General features: G+C 57.6%; 24 protein-coding genes. 18 read left to right on the plus strand and 6 right to left on the minus strand.

What is annotated here, in order from left to right; genetic code table 11:
* Window position 1: 1 nt before the first annotated feature.
* The gene (locus tag HBA54_RS14860; RefSeq protein WP_277345383.1) at window positions 2-817 is read right to left on the minus strand and encodes an SUMF1/EgtB/PvdO family nonheme iron enzyme; all 816 of its coding nucleotides are present in this window, start codon (window positions 815-817) and stop codon (window positions 2-4) included.
* Between HBA54_RS14860 and HBA54_RS29885 the strand changes: the two genes are divergently transcribed.
* The gene (locus HBA54_RS29885; RefSeq protein WP_167226228.1) at window positions 729-920 is read left to right on the plus strand and encodes a DUF3768 domain-containing protein; all 192 of its coding nucleotides are present in this window, start codon (window positions 729-731) and stop codon (window positions 918-920) included. The genes HBA54_RS14860 and HBA54_RS29885 overlap by 89 nt on opposite strands.
* Before the next feature lie 32 nt (window positions 921-952).
* The gene (locus HBA54_RS14870; RefSeq protein ID WP_167225959.1) at window positions 953-1,912 is read left to right on the plus strand and encodes a restriction endonuclease; all 960 of its coding nucleotides are present in this window, start codon (window positions 953-955) and stop codon (window positions 1,910-1,912) included.
* A 315-nt stretch (window positions 1,913-2,227) separates the two neighbouring features.
* On the opposite strand, the gene HBA54_RS14875 is transcribed toward HBA54_RS14870, so the two are convergent.
* Window positions 2,228-2,410, minus strand: coding sequence for a hypothetical protein (locus tag HBA54_RS14875; RefSeq protein ID WP_167225961.1), 183 nt, complete (start codon window positions 2,408-2,410; stop codon window positions 2,228-2,230).
* Between the two features lie 186 nt (window positions 2,411-2,596).
* Between HBA54_RS14875 and HBA54_RS14880 the strand changes: the two genes are divergently transcribed.
* Window positions 2,597-3,283, plus strand: coding sequence for an IS6 family transposase (locus tag HBA54_RS14880; RefSeq protein ID WP_167226231.1), 687 nt, complete (start codon window positions 2,597-2,599; stop codon window positions 3,281-3,283).
* 45 nt (window positions 3,284-3,328) lie between these two features.
* Here the strand turns inward: HBA54_RS14880 and HBA54_RS14885 are convergent, their stop codons facing one another.
* Window positions 3,329-4,486 carry a cupin domain-containing protein gene (locus HBA54_RS14885; RefSeq protein ID WP_167225963.1) on the minus strand — a complete coding sequence of 386 codons (1,158 nt, stop codon included), beginning with the start codon at window positions 4,484-4,486 and terminating at the stop codon, window positions 3,329-3,331.
* A 187-nt stretch (window positions 4,487-4,673) separates the two neighbouring features.
* Window positions 4,674-5,369, minus strand: a complete 696-nt coding sequence (locus tag HBA54_RS14890; protein WP_167225965.1) for an IS6 family transposase — start codon at window positions 5,367-5,369, stop codon at window positions 4,674-4,676.
* Between the two features lie 610 nt (window positions 5,370-5,979).
* Between HBA54_RS14890 and HBA54_RS14895 the strand changes: the two genes are divergently transcribed.
* The 10 genes from HBA54_RS14895 to HBA54_RS14940 all read left to right on the plus strand — a co-directional run bounded on the left by HBA54_RS14895 (window position 5,980) and on the right by HBA54_RS14940 (window position 17,129).
* Complete coding sequence (locus HBA54_RS14895; protein ID WP_167225967.1) at window positions 5,980-7,122, plus strand: transporter substrate-binding domain-containing protein; 1,143 nt, start codon at window positions 5,980-5,982, stop codon at window positions 7,120-7,122.
* 3 nt (window positions 7,123-7,125) lie between these two features.
* Window positions 7,126-7,782: an ANTAR domain-containing response regulator gene (locus HBA54_RS14900; RefSeq protein ID WP_167225969.1), complete on the plus strand. Its 657-nt coding sequence runs from the start codon at window positions 7,126-7,128 to the stop codon at window positions 7,780-7,782.
* A gap of 259 nt (window positions 7,783-8,041) precedes the next feature.
* Window positions 8,042-9,289 (plus strand): transporter substrate-binding domain-containing protein, encoded by a 1,248-nt coding sequence (locus HBA54_RS14905; RefSeq protein ID WP_167225971.1) that lies wholly within the window; start codon window positions 8,042-8,044, stop codon window positions 9,287-9,289.
* 86 nt (window positions 9,290-9,375) lie between these two features.
* Window positions 9,376-10,245 (plus strand): urea ABC transporter permease subunit UrtB, encoded by an 870-nt coding sequence (gene urtB / locus HBA54_RS14910; protein ID WP_167225973.1) that lies wholly within the window; start codon window positions 9,376-9,378, stop codon window positions 10,243-10,245.
* Window positions 10,246-10,291: 46 nt separating this feature from the next.
* Complete coding sequence (gene urtC / locus HBA54_RS14915; RefSeq protein ID WP_322096044.1) at window positions 10,292-11,371, plus strand: urea ABC transporter permease subunit UrtC; 1,080 nt, start codon at window positions 10,292-10,294, stop codon at window positions 11,369-11,371.
* Window positions 11,368-12,132: an urea ABC transporter ATP-binding protein UrtD gene (urtD, locus tag HBA54_RS14920; RefSeq protein ID WP_205944674.1), complete on the plus strand. Its 765-nt coding sequence runs from the start codon at window positions 11,368-11,370 to the stop codon at window positions 12,130-12,132. The genes urtC and urtD overlap by 4 nt, the downstream gene beginning before the upstream one ends.
* Window positions 12,125-12,820, plus strand: a complete 696-nt coding sequence (gene urtE, locus HBA54_RS14925; protein WP_167225975.1) for an urea ABC transporter ATP-binding subunit UrtE — start codon at window positions 12,125-12,127, stop codon at window positions 12,818-12,820. The genes urtD and urtE overlap by 8 nt, the downstream gene beginning before the upstream one ends.
* Before the next feature lie 59 nt (window positions 12,821-12,879).
* A complete protein-coding gene (locus HBA54_RS14930; RefSeq protein WP_167225978.1) occupies window positions 12,880-13,920 on the plus strand; it encodes an aliphatic amidase in 1,041 nt (346 codons plus the stop codon).
* Window positions 13,921-14,014: 94 nt separating this feature from the next.
* Complete coding sequence (locus HBA54_RS14935; protein ID WP_167225980.1) at window positions 14,015-14,812, plus strand: CbbQ/NirQ/NorQ/GpvN family protein; 798 nt, start codon at window positions 14,015-14,017, stop codon at window positions 14,810-14,812.
* 28 nt (window positions 14,813-14,840) lie between these two features.
* Window positions 14,841-17,129, plus strand: a complete 2,289-nt coding sequence (locus HBA54_RS14940; protein WP_167225982.1) for a nitric oxide reductase activation protein NorD — start codon at window positions 14,841-14,843, stop codon at window positions 17,127-17,129.
* 164 nt (window positions 17,130-17,293) lie between these two features.
* Here the strand turns inward: HBA54_RS14940 and HBA54_RS28730 are convergent, their stop codons facing one another.
* Window positions 17,294-18,445, minus strand: coding sequence for a carbohydrate ABC transporter permease (locus HBA54_RS28730; protein ID WP_205944675.1), 1,152 nt, complete (start codon window positions 18,443-18,445; stop codon window positions 17,294-17,296).
* Between the two features lie 136 nt (window positions 18,446-18,581).
* Window positions 18,582-19,694 carry an ABC transporter substrate-binding protein gene (locus HBA54_RS14950; protein ID WP_322096049.1) on the minus strand — a complete coding sequence of 371 codons (1,113 nt, stop codon included), beginning with the start codon at window positions 19,692-19,694 and terminating at the stop codon, window positions 18,582-18,584.
* 158 nt (window positions 19,695-19,852) lie between these two features.
* Between HBA54_RS14950 and HBA54_RS14955 the strand changes: the two genes are divergently transcribed.
* The 5 genes from HBA54_RS14955 (at window position 19,853) to rpiB (ending at window position 24,052) form a co-directional block, all read left to right on the plus strand.
* Entirely contained in the window at window positions 19,853-20,602 is a 750-nt protein-coding gene (locus HBA54_RS14955; protein WP_167226237.1) for a FadR/GntR family transcriptional regulator, read from the plus strand.
* Between the two features lie 41 nt (window positions 20,603-20,643).
* Window positions 20,644-21,636, plus strand: a complete 993-nt coding sequence (locus tag HBA54_RS14960) for a TRAP transporter substrate-binding protein (protein ID WP_167225986.1) — start codon at window positions 20,644-20,646, stop codon at window positions 21,634-21,636.
* Between the two features lie 179 nt (window positions 21,637-21,815).
* The gene (locus HBA54_RS14965) at window positions 21,816-22,292 is read left to right on the plus strand and encodes a TRAP transporter small permease (protein ID WP_205944676.1); all 477 of its coding nucleotides are present in this window, start codon (window positions 21,816-21,818) and stop codon (window positions 22,290-22,292) included.
* Window positions 22,293-22,301: 9 nt separating this feature from the next.
* On the plus strand, window positions 22,302-23,576 hold the full coding sequence (locus tag HBA54_RS14970) for a TRAP transporter large permease (protein WP_167225988.1): 1,275 nt from the start codon (window positions 22,302-22,304) through the stop codon (window positions 23,574-23,576).
* Between the two features lie 26 nt (window positions 23,577-23,602).
* The gene (gene rpiB / locus HBA54_RS14975; RefSeq protein WP_167225990.1) at window positions 23,603-24,052 is read left to right on the plus strand and encodes a ribose 5-phosphate isomerase B; all 450 of its coding nucleotides are present in this window, start codon (window positions 23,603-23,605) and stop codon (window positions 24,050-24,052) included.
* Window positions 24,053-24,821 lie beyond the last annotated feature (769 nt).

Raw genomic sequence — 24,821 nt, forward strand, 5'->3', positions numbered from 1 at the left:
CTTAGTCCGACCAGACCACCCGGAACCCGTGGTGCGTCGTTGAGCTGTCCGGCGATGAGCCCGACCGGGCGGCAATGCGATACCGATAGCAATAGCTGCGGTGGCAAAGGAACGATCCGCCTTTGGACAGCTTGTAACCTTTCATCCCCGACAACCGCTGTTTGACCGAGCGTTTTAGCGACCGCACCCGATAGGGACCGGCATTCCATTCCCAGACATTGCCGACAACGTTGTAGAGCCCCCAGGGGTTCGGCTCAAAGGACCGGGCAGGAGCGGTCGTGACAAACCCGTCGGCGGCGGTGTTCACTTTCGGAAAATCGCCCTGCCAAATGTTGCAGGGGGTGAAGGCGGTGTCATTCGGCTCGTCATTGCCCCAAGGAAACCTGACGTCGCCCTGATCTGCCCGGGCAGCGTGTTCCCATTCTGCCTTGGTCGGAAGCCGTCCGCCGACCCAATTTGCGTAAGCCCGTGCGTCGTTCCACGAGATATGAACGACGGGATGATCGGGCAGGCAATCGCCTTCGGTGTCGGGGCCGTTGGGGGCGAACCAGCAAGCGCCGTCGACCCGACGCCACCATTCAACCTCGTTGACCGCCTGGGTGGGGCCGACGCTTTGGGGAACTTGGCTCCAGAAGACGAAGGACCAGCCAAAGCGCTCGGCCTCGGTCACATAGCCGGTGGCGTCGACGAAGGTGCGGAACGCGTCGTTGGTGACGGTCGTGACGGCCATGCCGAAAGGGCTTGATCGCGACTGTGCGGAGCGGACGTCTGCCTTTGAAGGCTTTGGTCTCAGTTTGACCCGAAGCGGATACCGCAACTCTAACTTGAGCCAACAATCTCCCGATCCTTCGGACCCAGCCAGGACAAAGCGCGTCCTGACGGTTATGCTTGCGGAAGAATTTGACAAAGCAACCCGTTAGAACCCAGTTGTTTGCCAGCAGGAACCGCTACCGTGAAGCCCACTTCAACTTCGAAAGAACTTGAACAACTTGCCGTCAGGATTCACAAACTAATCGAGCCGACCGGCGCGACCGTGACTTGGGATGAGCATATATCCGATCCAGATACCGGCAGTTCGCGACAGATTGACGGCATCATCGAACGTGACGGCAAAATCATCCACATCGAATGCCGTGATCATAAAGACCCCCAGGACGTTATGTGGATCGAAGAATTGATTGGTCGTAGGGAGAGCTTGCAGGCGGACGATATTATCGCCGTTTCCCTATCGGGTTTCGGCCAACCCGCTCTTGCCAAAGCCAAGGCAAAGGGCATCGTCACCCGAACCTTGTCGGAAATGACGGATGCGGAGATCGAAACCTGGGGCAAGTCCGCCAAGTTGGTGACGAACTATCTCGAAATCTCAGAGTTGGAGTTCCAGCTGATCGTCTCCTATGCCCAATCGGGCCTTGTGACAGGCTGGCCGAAACTGCGGCTCTCCGATTCAAACGTATCTCCCGAGTTTCTCATCCTCCAAGAGCTAACACAGAATGCGGAAGGCAGCCTTTACTTTGACCGTGACACAAACCTGACGGCCAAAATTCAGCTTCCCGCCTTGATGATTGATGGCGCTTCTGTTGTCGAATGCCAAGTTAGGGTAAGAGGGCGTAAGCGCCAAGAAAAAGAGGAAGTGCTGGGCCTCTGGAACTACCACGGCCTTGAACCTCTTGTCGATACCGAAGCCGTCGTCAGCAAGTACGGTTCTGGTCTCACAGAGATCATTCAGAAAAACGACAAGGCGACGATGATGCTGGACCTGTCCTCCATCAATCCTCCGAAAAGCTGTTTTCTGCTGACCCGTCAAGTGGATTTCGGGCGTGTGGTAAAGGCCCACATTGATACCGTTGGCGCACCGTATCGCTTAGAGACCACTATAGACACTACGATCGACGTGAAAGCTGCTCTTCCTTAATCCACGTCCTTCCTCACCGACTTTATGAAAACTTTGGTTTTGTCGAACAAGAGCAACGTTTCCAGTGATGGCAAGAACGTACAGTTACCCGATTGGCTGATATGTCCAGCTAATGTCTGTACAGTTTTTAGCGCCAGCTCCGCTTCGATCTACTTTGACACAACGAAGCACAAAGGACGGGCTAAATATCTGCTCCTGGCACATCAGCGACATGCACAGACGGCAGGTGGATGTCCGAGGTTCTGCCGAAAGCGGTCATCGACACATTGTCGTTTATGAGTGCACGCCCTAGTGAGTTAGTGAGTCAGACGGGCGCTAGTTCTTGCGCTTCCTGGCCTTGGTCTTGGTTGGGGATTCCTCGGCCAGCTTATTCTTGTAGTGCTCTCTTGGCAGTCGCTTCCGTTGCCGAAATCCCTTGTTGTGCGATGCCAAGGCATCGTCCACAGCCCACTCGGCGAGGGCTTCGATTATCGGGCGAACCTTCTTTGCTTTCGTCATTGCGGCTTCCTCTACTGCTGGCCTCATTTTACGCCGCCTTAGGTCGCGGTAAAACCAGCGGGACTGTGATGCGAGGGGTTGTAAGCCAAGAAGCGTTGCGAGCCCCCGCAACCACCTTTACGGCACTGACAGGTTAACTCCCTACCTGCACCGCCCTTGGCGCGGTAGCTTCGGCGGATGAACTAAATTTCGTACAAACGCCATCGATTTCCAGCAGAGATCATCCAGCATGCGGTCTGGCTGTGCTGCCGTTTGACGCTAAGTTTTCGTGACGTGGAGGACCTTTTCTCCGAACGGGGTTTGGATATCTCCTACGAGAGCATTCGGTGCTGGGTTCTGAAGTTCGGAGTCGCCTATGCCAGAAAGATTCGACATCGCAGGCCACGATCAGACGGCAACTGGCATTTGGACGAGATGTATGTCTCGATCCGGGGCAAGACAATGTACTTGTGGCGGGCCGATGACAGTGAAGGCGAAGTCCTGGAACTTCTGGTTCAAGCGCGACGGAACAAAAAAGCCGCACTGAAATTGATGCGCAAACTCCTAAAGAAGCAAGGATTTGCGCCGACAACCATCACAACTGACAAACTACGTTCTTATGGTGCGGCGTTCCGTGATCTGGATCTGACAGCACACCATGAGACGGGCCAATACAAGAACAACAGAGCGGAAAACTCGCATCAATCCGTGCGACAACGAGAGCGAAAGATGCAGGGCTTCAAGTCGCCGGGATCAGCCCAGCGATTTCTGTCCACCCACGCCGCCGTCTACAACCTTTTCAACACGCAGCGTCACCTTCTTTCACGAATGACCAATCGCCAGTTCCGCGATGAAGCTCATGCTCAGTGGCGAAGTGTCGCGTTGGCTGTATAACCAGAAGCCCGTCGGTGGGTCCTTGGTTCCATGGTAGTTAAGTTGTCAATGCCATTCCAACGCCTGGTGGTTATAGAGCGTGAACAAAAGATCGAGATGATCGAGCAGCGCGGGCGTGTCATTTGTGGTGACGGCATCTTCTTTCATCAGGCTTAAGATGACGGCCAGGGCGTCATCATTGATGTCAAAAGTTTTACGATTAAAGCCAAGGCTGTAGGTGCCCTTGGGCGATGGGATGAGCGCGAATTTTACGTAGGCGGGTTTGATCAGACCGGCCCTTGCCTGCAGAGCTTCTGTGAAGGCTGCCAAGCTAAGAGTGTCGTCGCGTTTGCTGTACTGTGCAGTGTCTTCACTGGCTGATCCGGTGAAAAACGAGGCCAGCCACTCACAAAACGCGGGCGTACTGAGCGAGTGGCTGAGATGATCGCGCAGCGTCTCAACGGCATCGATGGAGAGGATGAAGCCTGAGCTGTCTGCGCTCAACCCCTCGCCTGCGTAGCGGTGATCAAGCGCATCGTGGTCGGCGAGGTGCTGACCATAGGCGTCGTAAAGTTCGGACAATTTCGGGCCGAGGAAACCAACGGAAAAGGTCAACGCGTCGTCAAGCGTGGTGCCTTCGTGGGCGAAATGGGGGGGGATGTACAGGATGTCGCCTGAGGTAACCTCAACAGTATTGCCGTCAATGGGGTCTTTAAGGATTTTGAGGTCGAGGCCGTCGATGTACTCTTCATCGATGACGGGTTCACGACCAATGGTCCAGCGGCGTGAGCCTTGGCCTTGGACAAGAAAGACGTGATAGCTATCGATATGACCGCCGATGGTGCCTCCCTTGGTGGAGAAACTGGCCATGATGTCGTCCATCAACCAACGGGGCGCAAAATTGAACGCGCGCAACAACGTGGCAGTGTCTGGGTGGAATTGTTCGACGTTTTGGACGAGCAGGCTCCAAGGTGGCTTTCCGGCGGTATTGAAATCTTCTTCGGTGAAGGGCCCAAATTGGCAGGCCCAGTCTTTCCGCGAGACCATGCGTGCGCGCGCGGTCTCTTCCATGGACAGTCCCGCAAGTTCATCTGGCGTGATCAGTCCGTCCATCACGGCTTGATCGATGGCGTTCCGCACAAGGAACGGCCGTTTGTTCCAGTAGTTCGCGTAGAAATCCACGATCGACGGCAGGGCGTCGAGAGTGGCAAGAGAAGAGGACATCACACGATCCGATGTTGAGAACGTTGCGCTCGTTATGACATGGACGGGTGCTGTCAGTCTAATGCGAACCAGTCTCCGGATTGCCTGGCACCGCCAAGTTTAGGCCGTCATCTGACACCATTCAGCCAGCGCGGCACTGTCACATCTTCCCGAAGTGAATATAGGGGTTCGGGAGAATAGGTCTGTTTCACGCAGTCTGGGTAGCGATCCGCCATTCGGTGAATGCCACATCTCGGAAGGTTTTGAGTGTGCGTCTGGAGATGGGGTGGCGTTGGAGGTTGAACCAGTTGTAGACGACGGCGTGGGTAGAGAGAAATCGTTGCGTCGATCCTGGCCGCTTAAAGCCGATCCACGATCGCTCTCGCCGCCGCACCGGCTGATGGGAACTCTCAGCACGATTGTTCAGTCGGCCGCCTGTCTTGTGGCGTTCTTTAAGTCCGAGACCTCCCAACGCCGCGCCATAGGAGCGTAGCTTGTCAGTCACGACTGCAGTTGGTGAAATGCCCTGCTTCCTAAGCAGTTTCCGAATCAGTTTCTTGGCAGCACGCTTGTCTCGCCGCGGCTGGAGCAAGATGTCGAGTACCTCGCCTTCAGCATCGACAGTGCGCCACAAATACATCCGGTGCCCGCCGATCGAAACGAACATTTCATCCAAATGCCATCGCTCATTTGCCGTTGGCCGGCGCCGGCGCAAATTCCTGGCGTAGGCCGTTCCGAATTTCACGACCCAACGGCGGACGGTCTCGTAGCAGATGTCCAAGCCACGCTCAGCCAGCAAGTCCTCGACGTCCCTGAGACTCAAGTTGAACCGCAGATATAACCAGACGGCATAGCGGATGACACTCGGTGGAAAATGATGACGGGCATATGAGACCTTAGACATGAGACAACGCTAACGGGCTGTCATCGATCCGGCCAGCTCGTTCCTGTGACAGAGCCGCTGAGGCCGTTAGGGTTAGGCCGAACGGGGATTGATTGTCCTTTGGGGCCAGGCAAGGTCAGACGCTACGCAGTTCCGGCCGGAAAACACTGAAAGGTAGACTGCATCACTATCCGGTACCGCAGAAGTGGCTTGATGAGACCCACGTGATCTGGAGCGGTGGACATCAGTAAGATCGCCGAGATCCATCTTCTATATTCCGGGTGTCGTCAAATGGCTGCCAATAGAAATGGCCGCCTTTAGAACAGAAAGGTGACAGAAACACCTAACCTGCAACTGCTGCGATACAATACGGTCAGTGGGCGTATGCCAATCTGAAATTCTGTCACTTCCAGATTTTGATCACTCGGGTCAAAGCGATATTGTGCTTTTTCTTGAACACGTATTTGACTCTACTCCTTGAGCGATTATCATTGTTTCAAGGGAGCGTGGAGGTTTGGCTTAGACACCGATATGGATATGAAGTCCGAAATCATGGCGTCTGCGCTGATGCGCTTCCTCCAATATGGAAGTGGGGCACCGTAAGCCATCGACTTTCTGGGAGGAACACTTGATGCCGCGAGCGCGAAGTACTGGCGAGCCGTGGCGTGTCGGCGTCTTGTTTTCGAGAACCGGATTTATGAAGGTGATCGAAGACACGCAGTTGCGGGGAACACTCACAGCGATCGACGAGGTCAACAGTGCCGGGGGTATCAATGGCCGGCCTATTGAGCCGGTCGTTTACGATCCGGGATCTGAGTCCTCTGCGTTCGGCCGATACGCCAAGAAGCTGATGGTCGAAGATGGGGTCACAACTATGTTTGGCTGCTATACATCGAGCAGTCGCAAGGCGGTTCTTCCCGTCATCGAACGGCTTAACGGCCTGCTGTGGTACCCAACCCTGTATGAAGGGTTCGAGTTTTCCCCCAATGTCATTTACACCGGCGCGGCGCCGAATCAGAACAGCGTAGAATTGTGCCGGTTTCTCATGGAATCATACGGGACGCGGTTTTTCTTCATCGGCTCGGACTACGTTTACCCTCGGGCGTCGAACCGAATCATGCGCGAACTTGTCCGCAACAATGGCGGTGAGGTTGTCGGTGAGCAATACCTCAGCTTGCGCGCCAAGGACCGAGATTTTCTCCCCGTGATGCGCGAAATCGGGCGCGCTTCACCCGACGTTATCTTTTCCACCGTCGTCGGGGATTCCACGACCCATCTGTACCAGGCATACGCGGATTCTGGCTTTAATTCCAAGGTGATGCCGATCGCAAGCCTGACCACAACCGAAGCCGAGATCGGGGCAATGGGGCCGGATGTGGGAGAGGGACATATTACCGCGGCGCCCTATTTCGAAGGCATCAGCGGCGCGCGCAACTCCTCTTTCGTTGAGCTTTACAAAAAACGCTATGGCCAGGACCAGCCCACCAACATGTGCGTGGAAGCCAGCTATTTCCAGGTTCACGTCTTTGCCAGGGCGCTGGAACAGGTGGACACTTTGGAAACCGAGGCCTTACGTCCCGCGGTGCTTGGTTCTGAATACGATGCACCTCAAGGCAAAATTTCTATCAACCTGTCGTGCGCGCATACTGATCTCTGGACGCGTATCGGGAAGGCCAACCGTCAGGGCCAGTTCGAGGTTATCCGCGAATCAAGCTCCAGGGTTGATGCAGATCCCTATTTGATCGGCTACGGACGATCCCTGGTGTACGGATAAGCAATGAATACGCCAGATCAATCGGCAACTGTTATGCGCCGGCGCGCGGGGGGCGGACAGATTCGGAAAAGGTCCACCACGGACAGCGGGGTCTATGGGGGGCTGACGGATCTGGATATTGCCGTTATCACCAAGCGTGATGAAGAAGGTGAACGGCTGATTCGGGGATTGCAGAGTCTGCGCTCGCGCGTCAATCATGTTTGGCCGGTGCCCGAGCAAATACCCGTCGAGAATGACGTGGTTTTCTGTGATTTGATCGACGACCTTCCCAGGCGCTTGCCCTGGATACCGGGAGAACCTGGCGCGGCGCTGGTGATTCTCGTTCACGGAAATCTACCCGTTGATTTCAAGCTGCTTCATTCCTGCGCCCCGCACGCAGTGTTGACTCTACCCGCGACAATCCAAGCCGTGCAGTGCAACCTGATGATCGCACGCGAACATTTCATGTATGAGCGCCGGCTTCGCAGACGCATCGAAAAACTCGACGAAAATCTGCGAACCATGCGCAGCGTAGAGCGTGCGAAGACAATTCTTATGCACAGCAAGAGTCTGAGCGAAGACGAGGCCTATCATCACCTCCGCCGCTTGGCCATGGAGAAGCGCACGACGATTGGAGCGGTTGCTACTGCGGTCGTTGACTCGCAGGAATTGCTGGGATAGCTTTGATTTCATCGGAAGTGACGTTTCGACGTTGACTCCGCGGCAGCAACGGTGCTGCCCATAAAATTGATGGCGATGGAGCCCCATACTCAACGTCCGTTTGGGACGTGAGGTGGGGTTTTTTTGTGGCGCAAATTGGAGCGTCCAGACCCGGAAACACGGCGAAGAAGCCGTGAAAAATGGAATGGCGAAGTAGCCCCTCTGTTGGCCGTGCAAGCGGCGGACGGCGGGGCTTTTTTGTTTTTGGGAGGAAAGAAAGATGAAAATCACTCGGCGCAAACTACTGAAGGGCGGGGCCGCAGCCGGTGCAGTTGCAGCCACCGGTTTCCCGCATATTTGGGTCACGGACGCCTCGTTGGCATATGCCGCGGGCGGAAAGATCAAAGTCGGTGTGCTGTTCTCGCTGACTGGCACCACCGGCATCATTGAGGAATCCCTCAACAAGGCCACGATCATGGCCATTGAGGAAATTAATGACCAAGGCGGTATCAACGGCATGCAAATTGAAGCCGTTGTGGAGGATCCGGCTTCCGACCCAGCCACCTTCGCCCAGAAGGCGCGCAAGTTGGTGCTCAGTGACAAGTGCGTCAGCGTCTTCGGCTCCTACACGTCTGCCAGCCGCAAGGCAGTGCTGCCGGTGTTTGAGAAGCGCAAAAACCTTTACTGGTACCCGACGCTCTATGAAGGTCGCGAGTGCTCCAAGAACGTGATCTACACAGGCGCCGTGCCGAACCAGCAGCAGGATGAGTTCGTGCCCTGGTTGGTCAAGAACTTCGGGAAACGTTGGTATCTGATCGGTTCCAACTACATTTACCCGAAGGAAGAAAACAACTACTGCAAGAAGCTTCTGAAGGAACTCGGAGCGGAAGTAGTAAACGAAGAATACGTGCCCTTGGGCCATTCCGAGTTCTCTTCGGTGGTAAACAAGTTCCGCAGCGAAAAGCCCGACGTCATCTTCTCGACCGTCGTCGGCGATTCCGTGGTGGCGCTGCACCGTCAGTATCGCGCGGCGGGTCTGGACCCGGCCAAGATGCCAATGGCCAGTCTGACTACATCGGAAAACGAAGTGGCGGCCATGGGCGGCGACGCGGCGGCTGGACACTTCACGTCAGCTCCCTACTTCATGGTCTGGGACAGCCCTGAAAACCAGAAGTTCGTCGAGTCCTATCAGAAGCGTTGGGGCGCGGATAAGGTGACGCACTTCGTGTCCGAGCCTTGCTACTTCCAGGTCAAAATGTTCCAGCAGGCGGTGTCCAAACTGGCGCCCAGCGACATTAACCCGGCCGAGATCCGCGAAGCGGTAAAGGGAGTGGAACTGACAGCGCCGCAGGGCAAGGTCCGGCTGGACGCAGCCACACTGCACACTTACCTGTGGCCGAAGATCGGCCAGTGCAAATCCGACGGTCAGTTCGAAATCATCAAACAGTCTCCGGGTTGGCTGGAGCCGGTTCCTTACAAAGCCTATGAAAACCAAGTCTGCACAGAGCAGGGCCTCAAGGAAACCTAACCAGTCCTTGTCCAGTTTGGCGTTGGCATCTGGTGGGAGGCTCTCGCCTTCCACCAGGTGCCGCCCGTATCAAGGTTGTTCGACGTATGGACATTTTCATTTCTCAGATTGCGACCGGACTGAGCATCGCGTCGATTTTGCTGCTTGTCGCGCTTGGCCTGGCGATCATTTACGGCACCACCGGCGTCATCAACATGGCGCATGGGGAGTTTGTGATGCTGGGTGCCTATAGCGCTTGGGCCCTACAGACTTATGCAGGTATCGGGTTGATCGAAAGCCTGATCCTTATCTTCATTTTCGTCGGCCTCTTCGGTTGGGTCATCGAACGCGCGGTCATACGACATCTTTACGACAGGCCGCTGGATACCATTCTGGCTACTTGGGGCATCGGTATCATGGCGCAGCAGGCCATTCGCCTGATGGCGGGTGGGGAACTGCGTTATGTACAGATGCCCGAGGCTCTGAGCGCCAGCATATCTCTGTTGGGTGTGGAAATTTCCGCGTTCCGTATTTTCGTGCTTGTTTTCACCGCCGCGCTATTCGCCTTCACCTGGTGCCTGATGTACCGCACCAGCATCGGGATGAAGTTGCGCGCCATCACCCAGAATCGGGAGATGGCCAGTTCCTTCGGTATCAACAGCAACCGGGTTTACAGCATGACGTTTGCTTACGGCGCTGGCCTGGCAGGCCTCGCCGGCGCCCTGGTGTCGCCCTTGAAGAGCGTGTCGCCAGAGATGGGTACTTCCTATGTGGTGGATGCTTTCATGGTGGTAGTGCTTGGCGGCGTCGAAAGCCTGGTGGGAACCATTGTCAGTTCAGCGATTCTGGGGCAACTCACGGGTTTTCTGGCCTTCTACAGCAACGACACCATTGCCAAGGCGCTAGTGTTCCTGGCCATCGTGATTCTGATCCGTTACCGCCCGCAAGGACTGTTCGCCACCAAAGTGCGCGGCTGACCGGCGGTGCGGAAAGCATGAAATTATCGGCGTAAGGATACCTACTGTGTCAAGAAGAACGGCCATACAGATCGGCACATACGCAATCATGTGCCTCGCCGTGTTATTGGTTCCAACCTTTGTGGACGATGCGTTCCTCCTCAACAAATATTCGCGCTATCTGGTGCTGGGGATCCTGGCGTTAGCGCTCAGCCTTTCCTGGGGCTACACCGGGATCCTCAATCTGGGCCAGGCGGTCAGCTTCGGGTTGGGGTCCTACTGCATGGCCATGGCGCTGAAGCTACGCACCATTCCAGTGCATACCGGCAAGGCCGGCCTTCCAGATTTCATGGTGTGGAACAACGTCACCGATCTGCCCTGGTTCTGGGCACCCTTCCATTCGCTCACTTTCGCCATCACTGCCGGAATCGCCATTCCGGTTATCTTGGCGGCGCTCCTGGGGTGGTTCATCTTCAAGGGGCGGGTTTCGGGCGTGTATGTCGCCATCATCACATTGGCTTGGCTGGTGGTGGTGAATTTGCTGATCGTCGATCAGCAGCGATATACCGGCGGCTTCAACGGAATTACGGACCTGGCGCAGCTCGAACTTTTTGGGTTCGAGTTCGACGCTTACGGAAGTTCGTCCTTCTACTTGATCGCCATCACCCTGACGGTGTGCCTGTTTTTTGCACTGGCGGTGACAAAATCCAAGGCGGGCCTGATTTTTCAGGGCATCCGTGACCACGAAGATCGCGTGCGTTACTTCGGCTATGACGTGGCCAACTTCAAAATCTTCGCCTTTTCCTTGTCGGCCGCCATCGCCGGTGTCGCGGGCATGCTCTACACCGTGGTGATGGAGTTCGCCTCGCCAACCTTTCTTGGCGTGCCGTTGAGCTTGAGCGTGGTCATCTGGGTCGCAGTCGGCGGTCGGGGAAGTCTGCTGGGCGCCACATTGGGGGCGATCATTGTAACAGGCATGCAGGGTGCCTTGTCGGAATCCGAAACCTTCCTGGAGACTTGGACTCTGATCATGGGCTTCATGTTCGTGATGGTGGTGCTGTTTCTGCCCAAAGGATTGGCCGGGGCCGCCGAAAGAATTCTGGACCACATCGCCGGGCCCGTCGACGCGAAGGGAGGCGTGAAATGAGCGGCACGTACCCGGCGCATCTTGTGATGCGCGATATCTTCATGGACTTCAACGGCTTTCAAGCACTGAGCGATTTGAACCTTTCGGTCGCCAAGGGTGAGCTACGCTGCTTGATCGGCCCAAATGGCGCAGGAAAGACCACCGCGCTGGACCTGATTTGCGGCAAGGTCACGCCGACGTCGGGTGAGGTGAGCCTCGACGGCATGATCCTCAACGACTTGGAAGAGCATGAAATAGCCCGAAACGGTGTGGGTCGGAAGTTCCAGGTCCCAAGTGTGTTCCGCGAGCTGACCGTTCGTCAGAACCTGGACGTGGCGCACTGCAAACGCACCGGTGTTTGGTCGAATGTCGTTCGCTTCGGCCGCAACGCCGAAAATGACGGACTGGAGAAGCTGGCGGAACTTGTGGGACTCCAGGACCAGTTGGATACCCAGGCAAGCCACCTGTCCCACGGCCAGACTCAATGGTTGGAAATCTCTCTGCTGCTTGCCCAGGACCCAGAAATCATCCTGATGGATGAACCGACCGCCGGCATGACCAGGGTGGAAACGCAAAAGACCGCCAACCTGTTCAACAAGCTCAGAGGTAGTCACACCTTGGTTGTGGTGGAACACGACATGGGCTTCATCAAGGAAATCGCCGAGGTCATTTCCGTAATGCACCAAGGAAAACTTCTGGCGGAGGGAAGCGTAAGCGAAATCGAACAACATCCCAAAGTCAGGGAAGCCTATCTGGGTTCGGGAGGCATTGCTGGTGCTTGAGCTAGAAAACGTTACTGCCTACTACGGCAACAGCCCAGCTTTGCAGAACGTCGACATGCACGTGGAATCGGGCGAATTCATGAGTGTGCTGGGCCGCAATGGCGGGGGCAAGACAACGCTCATGCGCGCCATCCTGGGCCTGATGGACAAGGTCACGGGCAGCATCGAGTTGGACGGAAAGGAAATCAACAATAAGCGGACGGACCAGCGTGCGTTGGCCGGGATCGGCTATGTGCCGCAGGGGCGGGGCATCCTACCCAAGTTCACAGTGCGCGAAAACCTGATGATGGGCACCTTCGCCAGTCAGTCAAACAGTGGCACCATCAACGAATGGGTGTTCGAACTGTTCCCCATCCTGAGGGACTTTTTGGGAAGACGCGGTGGCAACCTGTCAGGTGGCCAACAGCAGCAGCTGGCCATTGCGCGAGCGCTGCTCAGTGACCCTAAAGTCATTCTTCTGGACGAGCCAACCGAAGGCATTCAGCCCAACATCGTCGAGCAGATCGAGGAAGTTTTGGTGAAGCTCAACCGCGAGCACCGCATCACCGTAGTGCTGGTCGAGCAGAACGTCGAGTTTGCGCGGCGAGCCTCTCAGAAGTTCGTTCTCCTCGACCGAGGCAGCGTCGCGTCGCACGGCTCAATCGATGAGCTGTCAGATGACCTAGTTCACCGGCACATGGCCGTTTGACAGAACGAGGACGTAGTTCGGAAGACATCTAACCTGCAGCAGAGAAGGAGGTACCTCCCATGTATCACGGAGATATAAGCAGCAGCAACGACACAGTCGGCGTCGCCGTCGTCAACTACAAGATGCCGCGCATGCACACCAAGGCCGAAGTCTTGGACAACTGCCGCAAGATCGCGGAGATGGTAGAAGGCATGAAAATGGGCCTGCCCGGCATGGATCTCGTGATCTTCCCGGAGTACAGCACGCACGGCATCATGTACGACGAAAAAGAAATGTACGAAACCGCTTCGGAGTGCCCGGGCGCGGAGACGGAAATATTCGCCGAAGCATGCCGCAAGGCCAAGGTCTGGGGCGTATTTTCGCTGACCGGTGAGCGCCACGAAGAGCACCCCAACAAAGCGCCCTACAACACGCTGATCCTGATGAACGACAAGGGCGAGATCGTACAGAAGTACCGCAAGATCATGCCGTGGGTTCCTATCGAGGGCTGGTACCCAGGCAACTGCACCTATGTGAACGACGGCCCCAAGGGGCTGAAAGTCAGCCTGATCATCTGCGATGATGGCAACTATCCCGAAATCTGGCGCGATTGCGCCATGAAGGGCGCTGAACTGATAGTCCGCTGCCAGGGTTACATGTACCCGGCCAAGGAACAGCAGGTCACCATGGCCAAGGCGATGGCTTGGGCTAATAATTCCTACGTCGCGGTTGCGAACGCCACCGGTTTTGATGGCGTGTATTCCTACTTTGGTTATTCCTCAATCATCGGCTTCGATGGTCGCACGTTGGGTGCCTGCGCCGAGGAGGAAATGGGCATTCAGTACGCCCAACTCTCCGTTTCCGCTATCCGCGATGCACGCAAAAACGGTCAGTCCCAGAACCACCTCTTCAAGCTGCTGCACCGTGGCTACACCGGCATGATTAATTCCGGCGATGGCGACCGCGGTGCTGCCGAATGCCCGTTCGATTTCTACAAGAAATGGATCACCGACCCCGACGGCACCCGCGAAGTTGTCGAGTCGATCACCCGTGAGACCGTGGGTACCGATGAGTGTCCGATGGAAGGTATCCCCAACCAGAAAACCGGTTCTCACCGCTAGAGACAGTTGCTGACTGGGAGGCGGGGCTCATGCACGCCGCCTCCCAACGATTCAAGCGCCGCCTGCAAAACAATGTCCGGGGTTGGTCCGTGCGATGCCGTTAAAAGACTACCTGATTACCGAAGAACCCTATTATCAGAGTACAGGTAAGGAAATCGCGCATTTCGAGGCCGCCTACGCTGACCGCATGCCGATCATGCTGAAGGGGCCGACCGGTTGCGGCAAGACGCGCTTTGTAGAGCACATAGCCTATCGTCTGAGAAAGCCGCTAGTCACCGTATCGTGTCATGAGGATATGACCGCGTCCGACCTTGTGGGGCGCTACCTGCTGGATGCCAATGGTACCGTCTGGCAGGATGGACCCTTAACGCTGGCCGTACGGCACGGCGCGATCTGCTATCTCGACGAAATTGTCGAAGCCCGCCAGGACACCACTGTCGTCATCCATTCGCTGACAGACGATCGGCGCATTCTGTCGCTGGAAAAGAAGAACGAGGTGGTGCGCGCACATCCGGATTTCCAGCTGGTCATTTCGTATAACCCCGGTTACCAGAGCGTGCTCAAGGACTTGAAGGAATCGACCAAGCAGCGCTTTGGCGCCATCGACTTTAGCTACCCTTCAGCCAAGCTTGAGGCGGAGATCGTCTGCCATGAATCCGGCGTCGAGCAAGCAGTCGCAGACAAGTTGGTCAAGATCGCCGAGCGTTCGCGCAACCTGCGCGGCCATGGCCTGGAAGAAGGCGCGTCGACGCGCATGCTCATTCATGTGGGCCAGCTGATCAATCGCGGTGTACCTCTGGGCGAGGCCTGCGACGTGGCATTGGTTTTGCCGATCACCGACGATCCTGATATTCGCAGCGCGCTGGGTTCGGCAATTTCCGCATGTGCCTGAAGGACCGTTCCATGAAACGGCTCAAGCCATGAATTCATCAAAAAAAAGGAACTTCCTGAAAGTCATCGCCGACGACAACGGCACAGACGACACCGAACGCAGCTCGCAGGCAAAACAAGTCTTCGACGACTCTGACACGGCACGCTGGCTGCGTGCCTGCCGTAAGCTGGGTCAGGCAGGCTACGGCGCCAGCGTGATCGATGCCTACGAGCGCTACTCGCCGCCGCTGGCCCGGCGGGTCGGCACGGACTGCGCCATCGACCTGGCTGATATCGTCTCTTCGGTGGCCATCAAGGCTGGACGGCGCGCCGCGGAATGCCTGCCGGCCGCCGCCATCAAGGCGGCCGAGCGCCTGGAGGACAAAGAGGCGCGTTTTCGCTCATGGATGGGGCTGATAGAGCGGTTCGCCGACCTGGCGCCGGAATCCGTCGAGCCCGTGTTGCTGAAAATGGATGTCCTGCTTTCGCGCCTTAACGTCTCTCGGCTGGAGGCCTGGCTTTTGGCCGGAGTGCGCGCGGCCGGGATCGACCACGAACGGCGACTGAGCTTCTTTATGTTTGAAGATGCCGAGGCCTCGCGATGGCTCGATCACGAGTCCGGCTCAGTCGTTTATTCCGACATGGACCGCGAACTGAAAGCCTATCTGACAGCGCTATGGGGCATTCGCATACCCTTGCGCGAGCCGCCCGCACACGCGCCCGAGCAGGCGCGCCGCCGGGCCAGTTTCAGCCAGAGCCTGATCCGCATACCGTCGTCGTTTCCCGGCTACCGCGGCGAACAAGCCGCCGACCTCTACCGAGCGGCGCTCGCACACGTCGGAGCACATATGATGTTTTCGGGCGATCGGTTCCCCATCGGCAAGCTGAAGCCGGTGCAGGTCGCGCTGGTCTCATTGATCGAGGACGCCCGGGTCGAATTGCTGGCAATACGGGAATTCCCCGGGTTGCGCCGCTTGTGGCTGCCGTTCCATATCGCCCAGGCCACGGGCTCAAAGAACGCGCCAGGCCTGATGGCGCGCCTCTCACGCGCCCTGCTCGATCCCGAATTCCATGACATGGATGGCTGGATACGGCGCGCGCGCACCATGTTCTACGACCGCTGCGGCGAATGGGAATGCCCCGCGATCAGCCGTGAGATCGGCGGCTTGATCGGCAATGACCTCGGCCAAATGCGCGTTCAGTTCAATGCCCGAACCTATGTGGTCGAGCCACCTTACCGCGATGACAATCTCGGGCTCTGGGACTTCGGTGACGAAGAAACGCCCGAGGCCGCAGAAGCCGAGCAGCTGTTCGATTCGATCCGTATCGAAGAGCAGGATGACGACGACGACATGCCGCCCGACCAGGAGCGCGAGGAGCATGAACAGAGCGAGGACGAAGAGGCCAACCGGATCAACATGGAGTTCCTCGCGCAGGACGGCATTCCCGTCGCGCGCTACCCGGAATACGATTACGTCACCGCCAGCAGCCGACCCGACTGGACGACCATCGTCGAATTCGCGCCGCCGGCCGGGCATGCTCATGTCATCGACGATATCCTTGAACGCCATGCCTACGTGGTCAATCGCATCAAGGCGTTGATTGATTCGGCGCGCGTCAGCCGCCCGCAACGGATCAATCGGCAGCAAGAAGGCGAATACCTGGACCTGAACGCCTGCATAGAGGCGGTGATTAGCCGCCGTATGGGCGAAACTCCCGATCCCCACGTATATAGCCACGCCGAACGCCGCCACCGTGACCTTTCAGTGCACGTACTACTTGATGTCTCAGAATCCACGAAAGACAAGGTAGTCGGATCCGACAACACGGTGCTGGAACTCGAACGTCAGGCAACAGCGTTGCTGGCTCACGCCATGTTCGGCATAGGCGATCCCTTCGCTATCGCCGCGTTCTGTTCCAACCGGCGCGAGGAGGTTCGCTACTACCGGGTCAAGGACTTCGGCGCGCCCTACAATGCCAGATCGAAGTCCTGTTTGGCGGGTCTCAGCAGCGGCTTTTCCACGCGTATCGGTGCAGCCATGCGGCACGCGGCCGCGGACCTGAAGCTCCAGCAGACACATCGCAAGCTGTTGCTGGTGATCACCGACGGCGAACCTTCTGACATCGATGTTTCTGATCGCCGATACCTGGTCGAGGACGCCCGCCACGTCATCCATGACCTCGCGCATGACGGAATCGATGTGTTCTGCGTCGGCCTCGATTCCGGCGGTGACAGCTACCTGACGCGGATCTTTGGGCGACGCAACGTGGTGCAGATCGACCGACTTGAGAGCCTGCCCGAGCGCCTGCCGATGCTCTATTTCAGGTTGACCGCCTAGGCGTGTCCGAGCGGTAACGAACGTCAATGGGGGGTCAGGACGGCTGTGACGAGACAACCGTTATTCCCAGTCCTGGATTTCCGCGCTTCGTTCCGGTGTCTGTCGTCCGCAGCGCGATTCGGCCTTGAGCAAAGAAAGAGGGGCGTGACGATCGGCAGCTGTACTCAAGAAAAACCTGAAGCCATACATAGGGCGACATCAGTGATGGGTGATGAAACTCCCCTCATGGAGCCGGAGGCTCTGGAACACCTCGAAGAGGAGGTGGGCCACGATAGTCGGTTGATGTTCCGATTGACCTTTATGTGGGTCTTCCGGATTTGAGAGGTATCGCGTCTCAGCATCTTCCAATCATTGTGGCCGGTTATCGGCGAGGTCTTCTCAATCGGAAGACCGGCTTCGCACAGGCGGCCGGTTGCTTCAGGTCGCAGTTTGTCGAAAGCGAGGCTCCCGATCTCCAGCCATTGCCTGATTTCCGAGAAGTATGGAAAGTGTGGGTTGCTTGGATCGACCTGGAACAATGACGCTGGCACAACCTTAACCAAAATAGACCATACTTTCTCAATTGCCCCCATGATGGATTGGACGACCAGTTTCAGATATTCAATGGGCAAGTGCCTTGCGTGTGCAATTTGTGTGCACCAAGAGGGCCAAATAGGTCCAACGTTGTCTAGTCCGCCAGCCTCATAACCTGAAGGTCGCAGATTCAAATCCTGCCCCCGCAACCAACCCGCAAAAAATGGTGCCATGACAAACCCGGAGGACTGCCAGACGGCAGCGATAACCAGTGTATAGACCACCATTTCCCGATCGATAATCCAGTCGAAGGTGAAGGTCGAAAAGCCCAGATCCTGAACGAACTTCTGCACCCCAACGCCCGGATTCAGTAGCCATTTCCATACCGTTCCCGTGACGATGAAGGATAGCGCCATAGGATAAAGAAAGATGGTGCGGAGTGTGCCTTCCAATCGGATGCGCTGATCCAGGAAGATCGCCAGCAACACGCCGATAGCCAGACTGAAGAATATATAGAGTCTGCCGAAAACAAACATGTTGCTGAGCGCGGCGTGCCAGCGTGGCATTGCCCACAACCGCTCGTACTGAGCCAACCCGGCGAAGTCATAGTCCGGCAACATCCGCGACTCTGAAACCGAGATGTATCCATTCCACAAGATGAACCCGTAAACGAATATCAACACCGCCGCGAAGGATGGCGCGACAACTATCTGAGAAAAGCGCTGCTGGAGCCAACGGAGCGTTGAGCTGTCGAACTCCTTAATCGCAGATTGGGGTTTCTTTGACCGGGACGGGCCTGACATGAAAACCCTCTCTTTGAATGCCGATATGAGCGTAACCCGCGGCGCCAAGACAATCCGCCGCAGGCGCGAGGGGTCGTCATCTTTGCAGATGACGACCCCCTTTGGGAGGCGGAGTGTTGACGAAGAGGCAGTCGGATTACTGGGCCAACTCGATCGCTTGAACCAGTCGTGTAACAGCTTCTTCGGATGTCATGTCAGAATTGAAATGTTCGGTAACGACCTCGACGAAAGCGCCGCGGTTCGCGCTGGATGTCGCCATCTCATGTGCCATGCTGGGCACAAGAGTGCCGGCGTTCATCGTCGTCTCGATGTCGTTCGTCGATTTGACCGCGCATTCGTCATAGGGATCGCGCGACACACCAAGACGGGCCGGAACAGATCCTTTGTGAAGCGTGTAGTCGATCTGAACCTGCTCGGAGAGCAAAAGGCTCGCCATCAGTTCACGCCCGGCGACGTCGTCGGCAGACTCGTCTGAGGCCCCGAAGAACGCAAAACTGTTTGAATTCAAGATGTAGCCGCCCTGGTTGGGGGCGGGTGCGCAGACAAAGTCCTTTCCCGGCTTCAGGTCCGCGGCCAGGAACTCTCCCTTTGCCCAATCGTCCATGACCTGCATGGCGGCTTCGCCGTTCATGACCATCGTTGTCGCGAGATTCCAGTCGCGCCCGGAAAAATTACTGTCGACATAGCCACGCATCACGCGCATCTGGTCGAAGACAGCGATCATGGTATCGCTGCGCAGGGCCTCGGGATCGACGTCGACCAGAGCTTTGCGAAAGAACTCCGGGCCACCCAAGCCAAGGGCGACGACTTCGAAAACAGTGGCGTCCTGCCAGGGTTGCCCGCCATGCGCCAAGGATGTGATCCCGGCGGCAAGGAGCTTTTCCGCCAGGGCATTGAATTCGTCCCATGTGGTCGGGACGGTCCCGTCGACCTTCGCAAGAACCTCCGGACTGATCCAAAGCCAGTTTACCCGGTGGATATCGACTGGAACTGCTGCATAGACGCCATCGACTTTCACGATCTCCGACAACAGCGGGGGGAGAATGTTGTCCCAATCTTCCGCGGCCGCGACGGACTCGATGTTCGCAAGCGCGCCGGCATCGGCCGATTCTGCCACCACCGGCCCCTTGAGCACGGTCATGCCCGGAGGATCGCCTGCGATCACCCGAGACCGCAGGACCGTGTTCATCGCATCGCCACCGCCGCCGGCAATAAGCTGATCGACCCATTTGCCGCCAGCACAGGAAATCCTTCGCCTTGCAGTTCATTTCCGCACCCCAGACCTGACCCCCCGCATCTTGGCCGGTTTGGATGGCTTCGATGTCGCTGATTAAACAGGGAGAAAGGCCGGGCTTGACTCCGTTTCCCAGATTGGTCACAATTGGTCTTACCACGGTAGGAACAATTATGACCAAGAGCGAACTCTCAGTGTCTGATGACGACGAGCGCGGCGGTGCCGAGCAGGTTTTCGCGTTTTTCCGCGAACAGCTTCTGTCCGGGAAACTCAAGGCGGGGGACCGCCTTCTCAATGAGCGGGAATTGGCGCTGAAACTCGGCATTGGCCGGCCCTTGCTGCGCGAAGCCATGCGGTCTCTGGCCATGCTCGGCCTCCTGGACATCCGTCATGGCAAAGGGGCCTATGTCGGCAAAGCCGACATCAGTGTTCTCGCCGATTTCTTCACCTTCTGCCTGGCTCAGGAACAGAACATTCTGGACGATATTCTGCAGGCGCGGATCGCCATCGAGTGCCAGGCGATCCGCTTGGCCTGCGAGCGCGCCACGGAAAATGACCTTTCGCGCATCGGCGAGCGATTGACGGCGCTCATTGAAACGCTCGATGACCCGGAGGCGGGCGGCGAGGCCGACTTCCAGTTCCACCAGGCCATCGTCGCGGCCAGCCACAGCCCCGGGCTGATAACCCTCTATCGGGCAATCTCGGATCTGCTTTTGTGCAGCCACGTTGAACGCCGCCGCACCACGCACAAGACGAAAGCGATCATCGACGATCTCGTCGAGGCCCATCGACAGGTGTTCCTGACCATCGTCGAACGTGACCGCGAGGCGGCCGACCGGCGCTTGCGGGAGCATTTCGCGATCGGCGACGAACTCCGCCGCAAAAGTCTCATCGCCGCCTACAGCAAGGGCGGCGCTGGGTAGCTACCCAACAAAATCAAAAAAAATCCTAGGGAGAAATTACAATGCTTGTGGAGTCACTACGTTATATTGCGTCGGCGGGCCTGGTGCTCGGCCTGATGGCAGGCCCCGCTCTGGCTGAAAACCTTCGTTACGCCCATGTCGGGTCGGAAGGCGATATTCAGACCCGCTATGCCGAGGAAGCGACGGCGGCGATCAAAGCGGCCACCGATGACCGCATCACGGTGCAGGTCTTCCCGGCCAGCCAACTCGGCGGCGTCGCCGAACTGGTGGACGGCGTGCGCATCGGGTCGATCCAGATGGGCCATCACGATTTCGCATCGCTGGCTCGCATCGCGCCGGAGGTGGCGGTCTTCAATGCGCCGTTCATCTATCGCGACGGCGCCCACGCGCTCAGCGCGACCGACCCCCGCACCTCCCGGGCGCTTCAGGAAATCAACGAGAAACTGATCAGGGAAGGCGGTGTTCGCATCATTGGCCGCCTCTATCGCGGTGCCCGTCATATCTCTTCGAACTTCGAGGTCAAGTCGCCCGACGATCTGGCCGGCAAGGCGTTTCGGGCCGTGCCGCTCGATCTCTGGGTTTCGATGGTCAAGGGCTTCGGCGCCACGCCGACGCCGGTGGAGGTCTCCGAGCTGCCGACGGCGCTCATGACCGGCCTTGTGGTTGGGCAGGAAAACCCTCTGACCATGATCAGCGCCAACAAGCTGAACGAGGTGCAGTCTCATGTGGCGATGACCGGTCATATGCAGTCGGTTCTGGCGATCTTTGTGAATGAGGCCGCGTGGCAGAGGCTGGACGAGGTCGACCGTACGACAATCACCGAGGTTCTAGACCGGAAAGCCAAGGAGTCTCTCCGCTGGGCTCAGGACTCAGAGGGCGAGTTGATCGCTCAGCTGACCGGTGCCGGCATGACTTTCGTTACCACGGAAAACGGCCTCGACCTTGATGCCTTCCGCACACAGGTGCTCAAGCAGATCAATGCCGATTTTCCCGAGTATACCGCCTATATCGAGCAGATCAGCGCAGTCGAATAAGGCCTGGGTTTGAGGCAGGGGAACGGGCGCCCTGCGCGCCCGTTTCTTTTTCCAGGCGCCGGAGCCAAGGGGTTTCGGAGCACCGGAACAGACCCCGCCATCTCCTAGGGGGTGTCATGGTCGTTTGTCGGCGGCCCTTGGTGCGGCCAGTCCTGAACGCAGGATACTGAACACAGGGAATGACGGAATTGATGGTCATCAGGAAAGCGGTGGAGGCGCTCAGTGTTGTTCTGTTGGGGGCGCTTGTGGCCGTTCCCTTCATCCAGGTGGTCATGCGCGACGCCTTCGGGGCGCCAATTGTCGGGGCGGAGGAGCTCACCCGGTTCCTGCTGATCTGTCTCGTCTTTGTCGCCCTTCCGCTGGTGGTCGCCGCCGGCGAGAACATCGTCATGGGTGAGTTCCGTGAGGCATTGCCGGACAAGCCGCGGCGCGTCCTCAAACTCGCAATCGCCATTCTTGGAATACTGGCCAGCGCCTTTGTCGCCTATGCCACCTGGGTAACGATTCTGGCGAACCTGAATAACTCGACGCCGACCTTGAAGATTCCGTTCTGGCTGTTTCTGGGGGCGACCTTATTCGGGTTTTGCGGGGTCGTTATCGTCGGTCTGCTTCAACGCCGCCGGGCGAGGCCAACCAACGGCAACGTGAGGCACTAGCACAGGGTCATGGGTATCCTCGTTGTCGTTGCCTTTCTGGTATTCTTCATAGCTGGTTTTCCGGTCGTCTATGCGATCCTTCTACCGGCTATCGGATATATCCTCATTGAAGGGCTGCCGCTGGGTCTTCTGGCTCAACGGATTACCTATGCCCTCGACAGTTTTCCCCTTGTCGCCGTACCGATCTTCATTTTCGTCGGCAATCTGATGAATGCCGCCGGCGTTACGAGCCGGATCTTTCATTTCGCCGATACGCTGGTCGGGCGCGCGCCTGGCGGCCTTGCCCAGGTCAACATCTTCTCGAGCCTGATATTCTCGGGCATGTCGGGCGCCGCCCTCGCCGATGTCGGCGGCCTGGGCCGGATCGAGATCAAGGCCATGCGCGAAAGAGGTTTCTCTGCCCCTTTTTCCGCGGCGGTCACGGCAGCCTCGGCCGTTGTCGGACCGATCTTCCCACCCAGCATTCCTCTGATCGTCTATGGCTCGGTCACCAGCGTATCGATCATCCAGCTTCTGATCGCGGGCATCGTCCCGGCGCTGATCTGCATCGTCTTGCTGATGATCACGGCGGCGGTCATCGCGTTGCGAAACGACATGCCCCGGGCCCGGCGCTGGCCGACGGGCGGGGAACTGGTCAGCGCCCTGGTTCCGGCCCTTCCGGCGCTTCTGGCGCCCGTCCTGATGATCGCCGGCATGATGCTGGGAATCTTCACCCCGACCGAGGCCGCCGCGGTCACCGCTGTCTATGTTCTCTTCATCAGCGGGGTGATCTATCGCGAGCTGACGCTGTCCCACCTTTTGGGCGCCATGCTGCTGACGGTTCGCAGCACCAGTGCCATCCTCATCATCGTTGCCGTTGCATCGCTGTTCGGCTGGATCCTCGCGGTCGAGCAGATCCCGCAGGATTTCTCGCGGATGATCCTGTCGCTCTCGCAAGACCCTCTTGTGCTGCTTGTGATCGCAAACCTGATTTTCTTCATCGCCGGCATGTTTCTGGATTCGACCACGGCCACGTTGCTGGTGGTACCGGTCATTGCGCCGCCGATGGTGATGGCCGGCGTCGATCCCGTACACTTCGGTATTGTCGTTATCTTCAACCTGATGCTGGGTTTGCTGACGCCGCCGATGGGCCTGTCGCTGTTCCTTATTTCATCGATCGCGGACATCTCGCTGCGCCAGTTGCTCAAAGCGCTTGTTCCGTTCTATGTCCCGCTTCTCCTGACCTTGGCAATCATCACCTTCGCGCCGGATCTGGTTCTCTGGCTTCCAAGCTTTCTGCGCTAGCCGCTTCCCATCAAAAGGATCATCTCATGCGTCTCGTCATCGGTTCCGATCATGCAGGCTTCCCGCTCAAAGCGCTGGTCATGGAACATGTTCGCGCTCTCGGTCACGAGGTGACGGATGTCGGATCGTATGACGAGCAGCCGGTGGACTTTCCCGATATAGCCCGGCAGGTGACGGATGCAATCGCCAATAAAGAGGCCGACCGTGGTCTGATGGTGTGCGGTACGGGCGTCGGCGCATCGATTGCCGCCAACAAGGTGAGGGGTATCCGCGCCGCCGTTTGCCATGATGTCCACTCCGCCCATCAGGCGGTCGAGCATGATGATGTGAATGTCATGTGCATCGGCGCCCAGATCGTCGGTGCCTGGCTCGCGAAAGACCTGATCAGCGCCTACCTCCGGGCCGAGTTTTCGGCCGATGAAGACTTCCGGCGGCGCGTCGAGAAGCTCCACCAGATGGACCGCGAGCGGAATTGACACGTTAAGTGGGTGGTAGGTGATCTAAGCCAGTGTCCGGCTCGAAACCTGTGTTGCATCGAGGGCGGGTTGCGGCAGTGTCAGAGCAAATTGCTTGAGCGTCGAAAGCGCGTCTCGTAGCGTCCTCGGATGAGGAATCCGTTCCGATACTCCAAGACATCGCCCGAGGTCATCCGCCTGGCAGTGATGATGATGTATGTCCGTTATCCGCTATCGCTGCGGCAGGTCTTCGTCCCGCCTGAGCGACAAGGGATAGCGGACATAAAACATCACCGTGAGGCGGATCACCTCCGGCGAACTGTTGAAATAGCGCAAGGGGCTGCGCATCACTGGAGACTATGGAACTCTCCTACCTGGCTCAACTCATTTGCTCTGACCCTGCTCAAGGACGGGGCCTGGGCCAGGGCGGCAACTGATACATCCCGCAAAGTCACGGCAGCGCCGGACCGGCAGCCAACTGTCCTGTGACACTTCTTGGTCAAGACGTATCCATTGAGCCAGATCAAGAGGTTCCCGATAGAGTCGAGTCAAATTGTAATCTATGATTGTGCTGTGCTGACCCCGAAGGCTCCGGGGCCGCGCAATCGTTCTATGGAGAAAGGGTCTACAAGGCGAAACAGCGCTGGCTCAGCGGGAAGCAGCGCTCAGAGCACAGCACGAACAATGCTTTCCATCCGGTGAGGCGGCGCTTTGTAGGATCACGAACGTGAGGTTTTCCAGTTTCATTCTCCCCTGGAAGAGGGTCGTTCCGGCCTTTCTGATGGCCCTT

The sequence above is a fragment of the Pelagibius litoralis genome (assembly GCF_011683915.1).
GTDB classification, from domain to species: Bacteria; Pseudomonadota; Alphaproteobacteria; order Kiloniellales; family Kiloniellaceae; genus Pelagibius; species Pelagibius litoralis.

Excerpts from the sequence above, each read along its gene's own strand:
- HBA54_RS29885 (WP_167226228.1), top strand. The coding sequence starts at position 729 with ATGCCGAAAGGGCTTGATCGCGACTGTGCGGAGCGGACGTCTGCCTTT.
- HBA54_RS14875 (WP_167225961.1), bottom strand. The coding sequence starts at position 2,410 with ATGACGAAAGCAAAGAAGGTTCGCCCGATAATCGAAGCCCTCGCCGAG.
- HBA54_RS14885 (WP_167225963.1), bottom strand. The coding sequence starts at position 4,486 with ATGTCCTCTTCTCTTGCCACTCTCGACGCCCTGCCGTCGATCGTGGAT.
- HBA54_RS14890 (WP_167225965.1), bottom strand. The coding sequence starts at position 5,369 with ATGTCTAAGGTCTCATATGCCCGTCATCATTTTCCACCGAGTGTCATC.
- HBA54_RS14895 (WP_167225967.1), top strand. The coding sequence starts at position 5,980 with ATGCCGCGAGCGCGAAGTACTGGCGAGCCGTGGCGTGTCGGCGTCTTG.
- HBA54_RS14900 (WP_167225969.1), top strand. The coding sequence starts at position 7,126 with ATGAATACGCCAGATCAATCGGCAACTGTTATGCGCCGGCGCGCGGGG.
- HBA54_RS14905 (WP_167225971.1), top strand. The coding sequence starts at position 8,042 with ATGAAAATCACTCGGCGCAAACTACTGAAGGGCGGGGCCGCAGCCGGT.
- urtB (WP_167225973.1), top strand. The coding sequence starts at position 9,376 with ATGGACATTTTCATTTCTCAGATTGCGACCGGACTGAGCATCGCGTCG.
- urtD (WP_205944674.1), top strand. The coding sequence starts at position 11,368 with ATGAGCGGCACGTACCCGGCGCATCTTGTGATGCGCGATATCTTCATG.
- HBA54_RS14930 (WP_167225978.1), top strand. The coding sequence starts at position 12,880 with ATGTATCACGGAGATATAAGCAGCAGCAACGACACAGTCGGCGTCGCC.
- HBA54_RS14935 (WP_167225980.1), top strand. The coding sequence starts at position 14,015 with ATGCCGTTAAAAGACTACCTGATTACCGAAGAACCCTATTATCAGAGT.
- HBA54_RS14940 (WP_167225982.1), top strand. The coding sequence starts at position 14,841 with ATGAATTCATCAAAAAAAAGGAACTTCCTGAAAGTCATCGCCGACGAC.
- HBA54_RS28730 (WP_205944675.1), bottom strand. The coding sequence starts at position 18,445 with ATGTCAGGCCCGTCCCGGTCAAAGAAACCCCAATCTGCGATTAAGGAG.
- HBA54_RS14955 (WP_167226237.1), top strand. The coding sequence starts at position 19,853 with ATGACCAAGAGCGAACTCTCAGTGTCTGATGACGACGAGCGCGGCGGT.
- HBA54_RS14960 (WP_167225986.1), top strand. The coding sequence starts at position 20,644 with ATGCTTGTGGAGTCACTACGTTATATTGCGTCGGCGGGCCTGGTGCTC.
- HBA54_RS14965 (WP_205944676.1), top strand. The coding sequence starts at position 21,816 with ATGACGGAATTGATGGTCATCAGGAAAGCGGTGGAGGCGCTCAGTGTT.
- HBA54_RS14970 (WP_167225988.1), top strand. The coding sequence starts at position 22,302 with ATGGGTATCCTCGTTGTCGTTGCCTTTCTGGTATTCTTCATAGCTGGT.
- rpiB (WP_167225990.1), top strand. The coding sequence starts at position 23,603 with ATGCGTCTCGTCATCGGTTCCGATCATGCAGGCTTCCCGCTCAAAGCG.